We start from the raw sequence: 15,011 nt of genomic DNA on the forward strand, positions 1-15,011 counted from the left end.
GAACTAAGCATACTCATTCCCTGCTACAACTGTCAATGTGTAGAATTGGTAAAGGCGCTTGACGTGCAATGTGAAGACATTGAAGGCTTGCGTTATGAGATTATCGTGGCAGATGATGGCAGTACTGATAAGCATACATGCCATATCAACAAAGAGATACTTGAACTTGAAAATGCCCGTTATATTCTGCGTAAAGAGAACGTAGGACGTGCCGCCATTCGCAATTTTCTTGCTGATGAAGCCGCCTATGAATGGCTTCTGTTTATTGACAGTGACATGACAGTGCTCCTTGACGACTTCATTCTGCACTATATAGAACTTGACAACAGCTTCAAAGTTGCATACGGAGGTTATCAATTGGGGAATGGAGAAATATCCAATTTAAGGTATCTTTATGAGAAAAATGCAGTCAGCAAGGGTCTTCCAAAACCCAGGAAGCAGAACGCTTACAGCAATCTGCACACGGCAAATCTGTTGATAAACCGAATGACAGCCCTTGCCCACCCTTTCGATGAACGCTTCAAACACTATGGATATGAAGATGTGCTCTTAGGGAAAAGACTGTCAGAAGATGATATATCCTTTGCCCAAATAAACAATCCCCTGCTGTTTGACAAATTTGAAAGCAACAGTAGGTTCGTGGAAAAGACAGAAGAAGCCATGCGGACACTCTACACTTTCCAAGCAGACCTAAAAGGCTTTTCGCCATTATTAGACACGGTTCATGAAATGAAACGTTTTCATCTGCAAGGTCTTTTCTTGTTTTTTTGGAAAATAAGAAAGGAGAGTTGGCGTGCAAAACTCTGTGGCACACATCCTAACTTAAAACTTTACAAACTATATAAATTGGGATATTTTATTTCACTCTTTTAGGGAGTCCCTCAAGATCAACCAACCATTTCCCATTTTGAAAACGGAGTTTGAGTTCATAGGTAGCTTTATCCACTAGATGAGCAGCCTTTCCAACCGTATCCATACACAAGAAACCATTTACTTCAACATGCGAAATCGCCGTTGAATCTTCGGGATTTTCTTCGACATCTACAAGCTGGCACTCTGCTCCCCGCACCATGCTGCGCAGTCGGTCAACGTCAGCCTGTTCCACTTGACTGGCCGCATAATATAACCATTGGTGAGAAGAATGTGTAACATAAGGCATGGCTTGTTGGAACTGCCAATTGAAATAATTCTGTGAAAAGGAATCTACGCTCATTTTGACAGTATCGCCTTCTTCCTGATGACTACACGAACCGAAACCAAACCAAAACAGACTAAGCAAACCTATCGTCATTGCTTTCCTGACAAATGGATACAGAATAAAACTCATATACTAATTTATTTTAAGACAAAGATAGATAAATTCTTTGGCTTTTTCATCTTTTCTTAATAATTTTGTAAGGCAAAAGCCGACACCCTCATCTATAATAGGCCATGTTTCTATTGGGTGTTGACTAAGCTATATTATGTAGAAAGAATTAAGAAGATAATGCTAAAATTCATATCATTCGGCAGTGGTAGTAGTGGAAACTGCTATTATCTTTACACTGAAACCGATGGACTTATCATAGATGCCGGCGTGGGAATACGCACCTTGAAGAAGCACTTTAAGAACTACGGACTGCACTTGGATAATGTCCACCACATGCTTATCACACATGATCACGCTGACCACGTGAAATCGGTAGGCAGTCTGAGCAAGGACTATGGGCTTGACGTTTATACAACTCACAGTGTACATGTAGGTATCGAACACAATTACTTCGTTAAGAAGAAGATTGAGCCTATACACGTGAAAATAGTAGAAAAGGGTGTAACTTTCAAGTTAGGAGAATTCAAAGTGACTCCTTTCGGCGTTCCTCACGACAGTTCCGACAATGTGGGATATAAAGTTTGCTACGGTGATGTGGTCTTTGTACTGATGACAGATATCGGACATATCACACCCGAAATGCAGCCCTATATCAACGAAGCCAATTATCTCGTGATTGAAGCTAACCACGATGTAGAGATGTTGTCACAAGGCCCTTACCCTCAACATCTGAAAATGAGGATACTTGGCCCCAATGGTCATCTAAGTAATGCAGACTGTGCGCAGGCTATTGCAGACGATGCCACCCCGCAACTAAAGAAAGTATGGCTGTGTCATCTAAGTGAAGAAAACAACCATCCTATTTTAACCCAGAAGACCATTGAAGACATCTTGCGCAGTCATGGCATTATTGCAGGGGTTGACTTTACCGTTGAAGTGCTTAAACGCAAAGTGCCAACAGGGGTATACGAGCTGCTCTAAAGAACCACTTTCCCTAACAGGAAGTCGTCTTTAGAACGGCAGACCGACAGCAAAATGGAAAGCTATATCACGCCCAAAGTCAGGATGGAAGATTGCATAATGCTCATTACGGGTTCTATAACCTGGATTAATGGCTTTCATACCCACATCAAAACGAAGGATAAAATAGTCAAAGTTCAGTCGTAAGCCCAAGCCATAGGCCACAGCGATTTGCTTATAGAACGTAACAATATTGAACTGACCACCCGGCTGTTCGGCATAGTTGCGTAGCGTCCAGATATTACCTGCATCGATAAAGGCTGCTCCGTTCAGTTTCCAGAAAAGGTAAGAGCGGTATTCAAGATTAAGGTTTAACTTCACATCTCCTGTCTGGTTGATGAAGTCTATACGTCCATCACTACCGCGATATTTACCTGGTCCGAGTCCTCTTACAGTCCAACCACGCACACTGTTGGCTCCACCCGAGAAGTAACGCTTTTCAAAAGGTAATACAGTGCTGTTGCCATAAGGCCACGCTATACCCAAATCCACATGGGCGGCCAATGAGTTTCGACTGTCAAAATGAAACAGATGCGTGTAGTCTATATCGAATTTTACATACTGGGCATAGGCTATATTAAATAAGGTGTATTGTCCATTCTTATTCTGTTTGAACCGAAAAGCATTAGATAATCCACGAAGAATATTGCCTGCAGTCTCTATATTTGCACGCACAGCATTCTCTCCATCGCTATAAGACAAGCCCGCACCAATCTTCATGATAAACAAGTCCTCATAGTTATAGCGCAAGATGGCATTACGATTGGTAACGTCATCAAGGTAATCACGCTTGAAAGTAGAACTAATCCAAGGCATATAGATATAGTTGAGATCAAGCATGTCTACACGATAACTGATATGGTGATGAGGCTCAGACCAGCGGTAACGCCATGCAGAAGAGAACACCCGACGATGAAACTCAGGCCGATTCTGCAGGTTATAACTTAAAGAGAGTTCTGAAGTTGCAAGACTTCTGTGTTTGAATGTACTTGAAAGGAAAGGGGCAAGAAACCTTGGAAACTGAAGCTTTGACTCCAATCCATACTCCACATAATTCTGATTTTGATAGCCTTCCAACCCTGTAATAGCCTCATAAGCACCACGAAGCTGGACACTCAACAACTCAGACCCGCGGAAAAGATTACGGTTTTCCCATGTTAAGCTGGCCGCAGCACCGAAGTCGCCTGCCGTATTCGTTCCTTCCGGCTGAAAAGAAATCGTGTTAGGTTTATTAGTACTGATTTGAATATCACAATCAAGCAGAGTTGTATCAGGATGTTCACGAAAACTGATATTCGTATATCTCACAGCCTGAAGACGGGCAAACTTGTTATAAGTCTGCTGTAAACCATCAGCGCTATAGGGTGTATGTGCATCGAGCATCGTTGCATTACGAAGCACACTTTTTTTCAAATGAAGCCTTTCATCATCGTCTCCGCTCAAATAACGTATAGAGTCTATGGTGTAACAGGGATGCAATGTATCAGATGAGAGATTGGTTGTACGGTAAGGAAGCAACTGAAGTGTGATATTGATATCCCGACTATTACGTGCCGAGTCGGCACTATATTGAATGAAATCCTTATGGAATTTATAGTAACCATGATTTAGAAGGAAAGACGTCAGCTTAGTGCGTTCCGCATTGAGCGCATCAACTGTAAATCTACTTCCACTCTTTAATGAGGGCTTAAAAGCATTCCTGCCCCTATATGTGGCTATCAACTTCTTGATCAGACTATCCTGAATATCATAATGTACTATGGCAATCCGATAAGGTTCACCTGGAAGAAGCCGATAGACAACCTTGACCTTACGCCCTTTTCGCGTGACTTTCATCTCGGTTCGGCCATGCATATATCCCATATTGTGCATGGCTGTTGTGAGGTCATCCATGGAAAGTTGAGCCTGCAGGGAGTCGAAAACAACTGGCTCTTCACCGATATGCCTGAGCATACGGTTAAGCCATTTCGTTGAATCCTGGCCTGCAAGTGCATAGGTTCCCATAGGTATCTTGAACAAAGAAAACCATTTAGAATTTCCTTTTTGGCGCACATAGTCCTGAAGTGTTGAAGCATCAAGTTCTTTGTCGGCCGACTCCACCTTGACACCATCAAGCAAATAACTTCCCTCGGGAACGAACTTCGTTGCATTGCAAGACACCAATAGCAATGAAACCACTAATATGTAAATCCACTTATACTTCATAAACTGCACAAAGATAATATCTTTTTCTGATATATGCAAGTTATAAAATTCTGTGAAAAGCAAGCCTTAAAACCGTAATATTACGCCTCTTAACATTCACTAACATGGCAAATGCTCGTGTTTTTACAAAAATATATGTAAGTTTGCAGTATGATCAGTAAGACAAAAACCAAATTCATCAAATCCCTTCAGCTGAAGAAGAACCGAGAACAGACACGTCTTTTTATTGCTGAAGGACATAAACTTGTCGAAGAATTGCTTGCCATGAGCCGAGCACATACCCTTGTTGCCACTCAAGAATGGCTTGACAGTCACTCTGCCCCACCTGCAGATGAGGTAATAGAAGTGACTTCTGATGAACTTAGAAAAGTCAGTTTGCTGCAACATCCACAACAAGTGCTGGGACTATTCCCTTTCTTTGCTTCTGACACTCATGCTATCAACACATCAACCCTATCGTTGATGCTTGACGGCATCCAAGACCCGGGAAACCTTGGAACGATTATCCGTGTTGCTGATTGGTTTGGTATCAACGACATCTATTGCTCGCAAGAAACAGCCGATATGTATAATCCCAAGGTCATACAGGCTACTATGGGAAGTATCACACGCGTAAGACTCCATTATGGAGCACTTGAACCTATGCTCAAACAACTCCCAGCAGACTTTCCCATTTATGGCACCCTGCTCGAGGGGAACGATATCTATAGCGAGCAACTTTCTGCTCATGGTCTCATCATCATGGGCAATGAGGGCAATGGAATATCTGCCCAAATCAGGCAAATGGTCAACTGTCCACTGCTTATTCCCAACTATCCACCCAATACTCCCACGGCAGAATCGCTCAATGTAGCAATAGCAACAGCTATCACCTGTGCGGAATTCAGACGAAGAATAAAATAAATCATCAGAAAGATAAAACCATAAGAAGAATGAAAGGAAATCATTAATATGGAAAACGACATCTATAAAAACAGAAGCATATCGGCCTGTATCAAAGCTTCCTTTGATGTGCTGACTATCAATTTTGCAACTATTTTCAAGAAAACATGGCTTGGAAGCCTTGCATGGGCCATTTGCCTGACTGCTTTAATCTTTTTCTTTGGCAAGTTCGCCCTCACTGTTACAGCCAATGAACCTTCAGTATGGGCAACAGCTATCCCTACGCTTTGTGCCCTTCTGCTCAGCCTGACAGCCTCATCCTACATGACTGCCAGTATCGTCAGCATGCTCTTCAAGCATGCTCTCAAACCTGTTTTCCTAAGAGCATTTATTACGATTATCTTATTGACAGTTCTCTCTTTGGCTGCTCTTATCCTTGTCCCGGAAGTTTCAAAAGGCCTTGCACACTTACTGTCCACAAGCAAACTGCTATCCCCTATCCAAGCTGTTATCGCAGGGTTCGTGTTATTTGGCCTGATTATTTTAGCCATCCTCGCATTCATGCTACCGCTTGGATATAGCCTGACACACTACATCTGTACACCAAAAGCAAAGTTAATCCAAGCGTTCGGTAAAGACTATAAGGTAGGTTTACACCACTGGGGATTCCTTTTCATCGGGCAAATCCTGACAATATTCTGTGCTATCATACCACTTGCATTCCTTGCTTTGCCCCTATCCATCCTGTTTATGGCCTATGGTTACAACCTCTGGGGCATGCTGACACTTGCTGATCCTGATGGTCTCCCTACATATTTTATTCCTATGATGATTGCTTTTGTTGGCATCATCTGTTTCATTGCAAGCTATATTTTCACTTTCGGCGTTTTCACCAATATCTACGTATACGGCTCTGTAAACCAACAGATAAACAGCAAATAACAATCCTTCAAAAACAGAAAGCACGCAAGTTGAGACATACGCAGCCAAATAGTTAACGAGTATTAAAAGGCAAAGATTTATCTTCTGTCACCCTTTTGATTTCGACAAAATTGCGTAACTTTGCACCGATTTAGTCCGTTTTCAGGCTCAAAGAAGTGCTGACAAGGGTCAGACGCCTGGCGGAAAAACCCGTTTAATAAATAAACAATGTACGCAATCGTAGAAATTAACGGTCAACAGTTCAAGGTTGAAGAGGGCAAAAAGCTCTTCGTGCATCACATCAAAGATGCTGAAGCCGGAAAGACTGTTGAATTCGACAAGGTGCTGCTCGTTGACAACAACGGTACAGTAAAAGTCGGTGCACCAACTGTAGACGGTGCAAAAGTAACAGTAGAAGTTGTGAACCCACTCGTGAAAGGCGACAAAGTAATCGTGTTCAAGATGAAACGTCGTAAGGACTATCGCGTAAAGAATGGTCATCGTGCACAGTTCACAGAAGTAACAGTTAAATCAATCAACGCTTAAAATCAGGAGGACAAACAATGGCACATAAGAAAGGTGTAGGTAGTTCTAAGAACGGACGTGAATCTGCTTCACAGAGATTAGGCGTAAAGATTTGGGGTGGTCAGAAGATCATTGCCGGCAACATCATTGTTCGTCAGCGCGGCAACAAGCACTTTGCTGGTGAGAATGTTGCTCAAGGTAAGGACGATACGCTCTATGCACTTGCTGACGGCGTGGTATACTTCCACAAGGGCAAGTTCAACAAGAGCACAGTATCTGTACTCTCTCCAGAAGCCTACGCAGAAAAAACAAAGGCTGAAGCTTAAATAAACAAAGCACTTATTCCAAACAAACAATAGAATGCCAATCTCGCTGAGATTGGCATTTCTTTTTTAAAAGCTATAGCATTCAGTTTGCAACATGAGGCACTTTGCATTGTAATATGAGCCATATTACAATATGAAATGAGGCATATTGCACGCTATTCTGACGCAAATTAAAACTGCAGAAGAAACAAGTGAACCACAAAAAAGCAATCCCTTTGATAATCAAGGGGATTGCTCTATAATCAGAAAAGCTTTTTAATAGAATTTGAAATACTGACGGGCGTTGTTATAGGAAATATCTTCCACCATACGCGCCAGACTTTCTTTATCATTCGGCAGAAGGCCTTTCTCCACGTCATTACCCAACAGATTGCAGAGCAAACGGCGGAAATACTCATGCCGTGGATAACTCAAGAACGAGCGACTGTCTGTCAACATACCAACGAAACGACTCAACAAACCCAATACAGAAAGGGCTTTCAGCTGTTTAGTCATACCGTCAAGCTGATCATTGAACCACCAACCTGAGCCGAATTGCATCTTCCCCGGACATGAACCATCCTGAAAATTACCAATCATAGTGGCAAGAACTTCGTTGGCACATGGGTTCAGACAATAGAGTATTGTACGCGTAAGCTTGCCTTCCTTGCTCAATTCGTCCAGGAAATGACTCATGGCACGCGCTGTATTAAACTCTCCGATAGAGTCAAAACCCGTGTCGGGACCAAGCCTGTCGAACATCAAACTATTGTTGTCGCGGATAGCTCCATAGTGGTATTGCTGGGTCCAATCGGCCTCAGCATCCATTTCTCCACACAGCTTAAGGAAAGCATGCTTATACTGACGGATTTCAAGTGTACTCAATTGCTGACCGCGAAGTGCTTTCTCAAAGATAATCTCTATCTGACTATCGGTATAAGGTTCATCATAGAACTCCTCCACTCCGTGATCTGAAAGACGGCATCCATTCTCCGTAAAGAAGTCATGACGCTTCTTCAAAGCATCTACCATATCGACGAAATGATTGATTTCCACACCGCTCACTTCGCCTAATTGAGACATATATTCAGCATAGCCCGGCTTCTCAATATTCATAGCCTTGTCGGGACGCCAAGCAGGTATCATCTTGATTTCAAAGCCACTTTCACGTGTCTTTTTATGATAACGTAGGTCATCAATGGGGTCATCGGTCGTGCAGACACACTCCACATGATAATGCCTCATCAGCCCACGTGCACTGAACTCGGGCTGTTGGAGTTTCTCATTACACTCATCATAGATTTCACGGGCTGTTTTCGGATTGAGCTGTTTGGTAATACCGAAAGCCGTTTTCAACTCAAGATGACTCCAATGATACAATGGATTACAGAAAGTATAGGGCATTGTCTCGGCCCATTTCTCAAACTTTTCCCAATCATTAGTATCCTCTCCGGTACAGTATTTCTCTTCAACTCCATTCGTACGCATGGCACGCCACTTGTAATGGTCACCTCCCAACCACAACTCCGTGATGCTACGGAACTTATGATCATTGGCAACCATCTCCGGAACCAAATGACAATGATAGTCGATAATAGGCATTTTAGCCGCATGATTGTGATAGAGTTCCTGCGAGGTAGCCGTTTCCAAGAGGAAATTCTCATCCATAAATTGTTTCATAAATGATTTGATATTTTGATTGTCTTCGATGAAATAGATTAAGTTGTTCATTAAAACATTGACGGAAAGTGCAAAGAGAAATCTATTCAAGCCTTGCACCAAGCCTGCCTATGCTTTATGCAAATGTAATGCTATTTTTTGGAACTACGAGAAAATTAAACTATATTTGCAATGTTTTTTACGTAAACGATGACGTACACGCATGGATAATCAGAGAACTATAAACCCTACAGGCAGAGTGCTGCTCATCTATACAGGCGGCACCATTGGCATGGGAATCAATCATCAGACCAATGCTCTGGAACCATTGGATTTCAATCATTTGGTGAGCAACCTGCCCGAAATGAAATATCTTACGACAGGTATTGATGTGTTTCAGTTTGACCATCCCATCGACTCCAGCGACATGGCGCCCGAGCTTTGGGCCAGTCTCGTCAGGATTATTGCCGAAAAATACGAGGCGTATGATGGTTTTGTCATTCTCCATGGCACCGACACCATGGCTTATACGGCATCGGCTCTCTCCTTCATGCTTGAGAATCTTACCAAGCCCGTCATCCTTACAGGAAGTCAATTGCCCATCGAACACCTCCGCACTGATGCCAAGGAAAACCTCATTACGAGTATCGAGTTGGCCTCGGCTCAGCATGAAGACGGCACACCTGTCGTTCCCGAAGTCTGCATCTACTTTAGTGGCAGACTGTTGAGAGGCAATCGTTCAACCAAGCAAAATGCTGACGGATTCAACGCTTTCGACTCTTTCAACTATCCACACCTGTGTGAAGCAGGAGTCAGATTTCAATTCTCTACGCATCATATTCTGAAACCTGACTATACGAAACCTATGGTTCCACATTTTGAGTTGAATCCCAACATCATGGTTTTATCATTATTTCCAGGCATTCAAGCCAGCATTTTCAAGCATGCACTCGATGCCCCCGAACTGAAAGGGGTGGTCATGAGAAGCTTTGGAAGCGGCAATGCGCCTCAGCAACCATGGTTAATGGAAATTCTAAAGAAAGCTTCACAACGAGGCGTCACCATTGTCAACATCAGCCAATGTGTGACAGGCTTTGTTGAAATGGGGCGCTATGACACAGGCTATCAGCTAAAAGACACAGGAGTTATAAGCGGACAAGACAGCACGGTGGAGGCCGCCGTCACCAAACTGATGTATCTCTACGGACGCTATGGAGATGACACCAAGACCATACGCCAAATGCTCTCCTGCTCTTTAGCCGGCGAACTTCACGTCTAAATGGATTAACTTTGCCAACAGATATCAAACAAATTAACAGACACAATATGAAAAGAAGTCTTGAAACTATCTGCATTCATGGCGGATGGAAACCAACAAAAGGGGAGCCTCAGCAGCTGCCGATTTATCAGAGTACAACGTTCAAATATGAAACGAGTGAACAAATGGCACGCTTGTTTGACTTGGAGGACAGTGGCTATTTCTACACACGTTTGGCCAATCCCACCAATGACGCAGTGGCCAAGAAGATTGCAGCCCTTGAAGGAGGCATCGGAGCCGTGCTCACCTCTTCAGGCCAGGCAGCCAATTTCTATGCTGTGTTCAACATTTGTGAAGCAGGAGATCACATCGTTACTTCCAACGCCATTTATGGTGGAACGTTCAATCTTTTCGGCGTTACCCTGAAGAAAATGGGCATTGAATGCACATTCATCGACCCCGACTGGGATGACGAAAGAATAGAGGCCGCGTTCAAACCGAATACAAAATGCTTTTTCGGCGAAACAATATCCAACCCGGGAGGCAACGTGTTTGATATCGAACGTTTTGCTAAAATAGCCCACAAGCATGGAGTTCCACTGATTGTGGATAACACATTTGCCACGCCTGTCAACTGCCGTCCTTTTGAATGGGGCTGTGACATTGTTACCCACTCTACGACAAAATATATGGACGGACATGCCACACAGGTGGGAGGCGCAGTCGTAGACTCCGGCAACTTTGATTGGGAAGCCTATGGTGAAAAGTTCCATGGACTGACCACTCCCGATGAAAGCTATCATGGCCTTATTTACACCAAAACCTTTGGAAAAATGGCATACCTCACCAAACTCATCAGTCAACTGATGAGGGATTTGGGAAGTATTCCTGCGCCACAAAACTCATTCCTGCTCAATATAGGACTCGAAACTTTACACCTCCGCATGAAACAACACTGTTCCAATGCACAAAAGGTGGCTGAATGGTTGGAAAAGAACGAGAAAGTGGCTTGGGTAAACTATTGCGGTCTTCCCTCAAATAAATATTACAGGCTGGGGCAAAAATATCTTCCCAAGGGTTCATGTGGTGTCATTGCATTTGGCTTAAAGGGCTCACGAGAGGATGCTATCCAATTTATGGACCGCCTTGATTTCATTTCTATCGTAACCCATGTGGCTGACGCCCGCACCTGTGTGCTACACCCAGCCAGCCACACTCACCGTCAGCTGACCGACGAACAACTCCAAGAAGCAGGTGTTGCCCCTGATTTAATCCGCCTCTCTGTGGGCATTGAGAATGTGGATGACATCATTGCCGACATCGAACAGGCTTTGAAGTAAATCTGCAATAAGAATATAAAAAGGCACTCAATGATTGAGTGCCTTTTTCGTAACTTTATAAAACCACCGCACTAAACCAAACGGAACCATTGATTATTACATCGGCCGTCTGACGAAACCACCTGGGATTCCTCTTCTCCCGGGTCTTTCCATCGGCAGACCAGGCATTCCCTTAGGTGCAGCCTTTCCTCCAAACAGGTTCAGACGATAGACCACATGGAGCATGGCATAGCTGTAAATGCTGTTATATTCCGTATCACTACGCATGAGCGCATTGACCACACGACTGAAATTACTTTGCTGATGAAGAATATCATAGAACTGCAAACTTATCGTCAGAGGCTTTCCTTTCATCAATCCTTGAGAAAACTGTGTATTCCATATCAGTTCGTTGGTATTCATAGAGGCATCACTGTAACCTCGACGTGAATTGTTATGCAGGTCTGTAGCCACCGACATTCCCCATGGAAACGTGACATTCAACGAACCTCCATAGGCAAATTGCCATGTGTCAAGATTGCTTCTTTGCTGAAGCTGATTGCGACTGTGTGTATAGTTCAGCGAGCCATCAAGAGCAAATTCAAGCCAACTGTTACGCAGACTGGCCTCTATCCGTTCACCCAAAGACGTGGAACGGGTTGTATTCTTTACAGAGGACGAACTGGCATTCTGAGCTGCATAGGCCACATAATTATTATAGTTCACATTTGTAAAGGTGTTGATATTGAAATATCCTGCAGAGTCAACAGCTGTGTTGAACATGAAAGCCCCCATCACATTCCAGTTTCCATTGATATTCTCGGGCTGAATGATTCGCCCTCCCGTCTTCTCATCATAGGTCACCTTGTCACTGATGCTGTTCTGTGTGTTGCTATAGTTCACAAAAGTCATGATAGCCCGTTGCCTGTTTTCTATATAATTATTGTAAAACAACCTAAAGTAGTTGGTAAACGAAGGCTTCAGGCCAGGATTACCTTTTGAGACATTCAGAGGGTCACTGTCGTCTGTGATATCCAGAAGCTGTGACATGCCGGGCTGAGCAGTAGTACCGCGATAGCTGATGCGGAAATTGCTCACCTTGCTGAAACGATAACGGAAATCGAGTGTAGGCGAGAAGTTGGTCACCGTGCGCACTGTGTCAACATGAATCCCTTGATAATCCTGTCTGTATTCCGACTTCTGCGGCTGAAGCATCACGCCGACATTCAAATTATACTTCTTACGGATAACGCGCAACATCAACTGAAAATCATGAATATAATTACGATACTCCGAAAAACGACTCAAATTACTGTCATAATAACTTTCAAGAGGATTTGTCAGACGCGAGAGATAATGATTCCATGCACCATATTCCAGTGGTAGCCCGCTGAAAAATGTTTCTCCCAAATTACTGAAATCATAGGTTGAACGGTCGCTCTTGCTGTACTTATACTGGAACTCATAAGTGAATTGCAGAAACATCGCCCGCAGGATTGGTTCACTATAAGCAAAGCGCAGGCTGTAACCATAGTTCGTTGTTGGCATAAGTTTCCAACGGTTTTTCTGATAGGTAGAGTCAAGCCCCATGGCATTCATCACCTGATAAAGATGAACATTGCTCAACGACAGATTACGGTTGTCGCGCATTCCATAGTTACCACCGACACGCAATGTGACATTACGCCCCCGACTTCCAAACTTACGATTAAACTGGAGCACACCCTTTATGCTCTTATTCTCATTATTACTGATACTACTGTTCTCGCGCTTATTGACCATCAGCCCCTCGGCATCGAGTTTTGCAATAGACTCGGCTGCCAACGGATTGACCACATAGAGATAAGGGTCGGCATTGAATGAGGCCGAGAGATTACTTGTGAGATTATCACTATTGGTATAACTGAACTGTGGCCGAAACATAATATTCGTCATCGTATCGGGCTTCCATTCCAGACGCAGACGCCCCTCCCACGAATCACTGCGCGACAAAGTGAACTTATTGCTGTTGGAAAAAGCACCAACCTTACTGACAAAATTCTCAACAGAGCCAATTGCATTCACATCTCCGTCAGAATGATTCCAACGCAGAGATGCATCAAGTTGCAGTTTGTCCTTCAATTCAAAGTTATAGTTCACACCAAGCATCTTTGAAGCATTAAGCCCCTGTAATTCACTACCGAAGCCACGAAAGCCTCCGCCAGGAAAACCCTTGTCATTGATGTTATTGGCATTTGCAAACACCATGAAACGATTCTTATCATTGAAATAACTGCCCATGGCTTTCTCCGCATAACGATAATCAGTGCCAATGCCCAAATCAACATTGCCAAACACTCCCTTGTTCATACCTGGTTTCATGCCAAAATCAAGCACAGCTTCTTCTTCGCCATCATCTATGCCGGTGACTTTTGCCATATCACTCTTCTGATCATAGGCCTTGATTTTATTGATAACTGAGACAGGAATGTTCTTCAAAGCAGTCTTCGTGTCACCTGCCATGAATTCTTTTCCTTCAACAAGAATCTTCTTAACCTCCCTGCCATTAATCGTAATCTTTCCGTCATCACTGACCTGTGCACCCGGCAAGCGCTTCACCAACTCTTCTATCGTAGAACCTTCTGGAGTTCTGAATGCCGATGCATTATAGATGAAAGTATCTTCTTTCAGCGACACTTTAGTGGCCTGTCCCGTAATAGTTGCCCCTTTCAGCATCACGGCATCAGCACTGACAAGTATCGTTCCAAAATCCACATCTTTCCCACCTCTGATATCTGCATGCTTGACAACGGTTTTATAACCCACGCTCGTAATCCTAACAAGGAAGTTCCCATCGCCAGGCGCTTTCACAGAAAACCTACCATTATTGTCAGAAATGGCACCCGCCACAAATGAACTGTCCTTAACCCGAAGCAGCTGGACAGTCGTCTGCGCCAATGCTTCCTTGGTGTCTTTATCTGAAAGCGTCCCACTTATCTGGCGACTTTGTGCAAGACAGACCGTCCATGTGATTGTCAAAAACAAGCCTGCAATTATTCTTCTCATTTCGTTTATTCTAATATAAAAGTCTGATAAGTTAGACGCCTAAATGCAAAAAACGTTTAATCAGAGCATATATTTTTTCTACCCCCGTAATACTCCCAACATTTCCCATTCTCATTTCATACACTCACCCCAAAAAGCAACCTATATTTCCAAGAGAGAGAGAGAGTTAAATTATAACAATATTAATCAACAGATTTACCATGAGTCGCTTTACCTTTTCTTCAATGAATAAGGAGAGACATTTTAACAGGTATCTTTTACAAAGATAAAACATCATATGAAGAAAACCATAAAAAGAAGGTTTCCGCGAGAGTTAACAGAGGTTAAAGAGAATAAGGCGCCTGTTTGCACCCACAAAAGAGACCATTTACAAAGAACATGTGCAAGAAAAAGAACACTATAAACGCACACAAAAACTCATCCTGCTCGGGATAAGACAAAATGAGGTTTCATCACATGGCGTTTCAACTTACATTGAATCACCTCGCAATTCAAGTCATTCTACGGCCTGATTTGATTCAGAAAGCAATGTAATCTATCTCAAATTGCCATGTAAACTGATA

12 protein-coding genes are annotated in these 15,011 nt (G+C 43.3%); 8 read left to right on the forward strand and 4 right to left on the reverse strand.

Annotated features, from left to right (window positions below):
- Positions 1-15 precede the first annotated feature (15 nt).
- Positions 16-873: a glycosyltransferase family 2 protein gene (locus HMPREF2983_RS13020; RefSeq protein ID WP_083316845.1), complete on the forward strand. Its 858-nt coding sequence runs from the start codon at positions 16-18 to the stop codon at positions 871-873.
- On the opposite strand, the gene HMPREF2983_RS13025 is transcribed toward HMPREF2983_RS13020, so the two are convergent.
- Positions 857-1,327, reverse strand: a complete 471-nt coding sequence (locus HMPREF2983_RS13025) for a hypothetical protein (RefSeq protein WP_070669112.1) — start codon at positions 1,325-1,327, stop codon at positions 857-859. The two genes, HMPREF2983_RS13020 and HMPREF2983_RS13025, sit on opposite strands and share 17 nt — an antisense overlap.
- A 159-nt stretch (positions 1,328-1,486) precedes the next feature.
- Between HMPREF2983_RS13025 and HMPREF2983_RS13030 the strand changes: the two genes are divergently transcribed.
- Positions 1,487-2,290 carry an MBL fold metallo-hydrolase gene (locus tag HMPREF2983_RS13030; RefSeq protein ID WP_070669113.1) on the forward strand — a complete coding sequence of 268 codons (804 nt, stop codon included), beginning with the start codon at positions 1,487-1,489 and terminating at the stop codon, positions 2,288-2,290.
- Between the two features lie 30 nt (positions 2,291-2,320).
- Here the strand turns inward: HMPREF2983_RS13030 and HMPREF2983_RS13035 are convergent, their stop codons facing one another.
- Entirely contained in the window at positions 2,321-4,534 is a 2,214-nt protein-coding gene (locus HMPREF2983_RS13035; protein WP_070669115.1) for a translocation and assembly module lipoprotein TamL, read from the reverse strand.
- Positions 4,535-4,684: 150 nt separating this feature from the next.
- Here HMPREF2983_RS13035 and HMPREF2983_RS13040 point away from each other — a divergent pair, with 150 nt between their 5' ends.
- The 4 genes from HMPREF2983_RS13040 to rpmA all read left to right on the forward strand — a co-directional run bounded on the left by HMPREF2983_RS13040 (position 4,685) and on the right by rpmA (position 7,188).
- Positions 4,685-5,437: an RNA methyltransferase gene (locus tag HMPREF2983_RS13040; protein WP_070669118.1), complete on the forward strand. Its 753-nt coding sequence runs from the start codon at positions 4,685-4,687 to the stop codon at positions 5,435-5,437.
- 48 nt (positions 5,438-5,485) lie between these two features.
- Positions 5,486-6,358, forward strand: coding sequence for an amino acid ABC transporter substrate-binding protein (locus HMPREF2983_RS13045; protein WP_070669120.1), 873 nt, complete (start codon positions 5,486-5,488; stop codon positions 6,356-6,358).
- 207 nt (positions 6,359-6,565) lie between these two features.
- Complete coding sequence (rplU, locus tag HMPREF2983_RS13050; RefSeq protein WP_004372655.1) at positions 6,566-6,883, forward strand: 50S ribosomal protein L21; 318 nt, start codon at positions 6,566-6,568, stop codon at positions 6,881-6,883.
- A 17-nt stretch (positions 6,884-6,900) separates the two neighbouring features.
- Positions 6,901-7,188, forward strand: a complete 288-nt coding sequence (gene rpmA / locus HMPREF2983_RS13055) for a 50S ribosomal protein L27 (RefSeq protein WP_004372654.1) — start codon at positions 6,901-6,903, stop codon at positions 7,186-7,188.
- Positions 7,189-7,443: 255 nt separating this feature from the next.
- Here rpmA and uxaC read toward each other — a convergent pair whose 3' ends face one another.
- Positions 7,444-8,847 carry a glucuronate isomerase gene (gene uxaC, locus HMPREF2983_RS13060; RefSeq protein WP_070669179.1) on the reverse strand — a complete coding sequence of 468 codons (1,404 nt, stop codon included), beginning with the start codon at positions 8,845-8,847 and terminating at the stop codon, positions 7,444-7,446.
- A 202-nt stretch (positions 8,848-9,049) separates the two neighbouring features.
- Between uxaC and HMPREF2983_RS13065 the strand changes: the two genes are divergently transcribed.
- Positions 9,050-10,105 carry an asparaginase gene (locus tag HMPREF2983_RS13065; RefSeq protein WP_070669122.1) on the forward strand — a complete coding sequence of 352 codons (1,056 nt, stop codon included), beginning with the start codon at positions 9,050-9,052 and terminating at the stop codon, positions 10,103-10,105.
- A gap of 47 nt (positions 10,106-10,152) precedes the next feature.
- The gene (locus tag HMPREF2983_RS13070) at positions 10,153-11,424 is read left to right on the forward strand and encodes an O-acetylhomoserine aminocarboxypropyltransferase/cysteine synthase family protein (protein WP_070669124.1); all 1,272 of its coding nucleotides are present in this window, start codon (positions 10,153-10,155) and stop codon (positions 11,422-11,424) included.
- A 96-nt stretch (positions 11,425-11,520) separates the two neighbouring features.
- Here the strand turns inward: HMPREF2983_RS13070 and HMPREF2983_RS13075 are convergent, their stop codons facing one another.
- A complete protein-coding gene (locus tag HMPREF2983_RS13075) occupies positions 11,521-14,448 on the reverse strand; it encodes a TonB-dependent receptor (RefSeq protein ID WP_070669125.1) in 2,928 nt (975 codons plus the stop codon).
- Between the last annotated feature and the right edge of the window lie 563 nt (positions 14,449-15,011).

It is taken from the genome of Prevotella sp. HMSC077E09, from assembly GCF_001814685.1.
Taxonomy (GTDB): domain Bacteria; phylum Bacteroidota; class Bacteroidia; order Bacteroidales; family Bacteroidaceae; genus Prevotella; species Prevotella oris.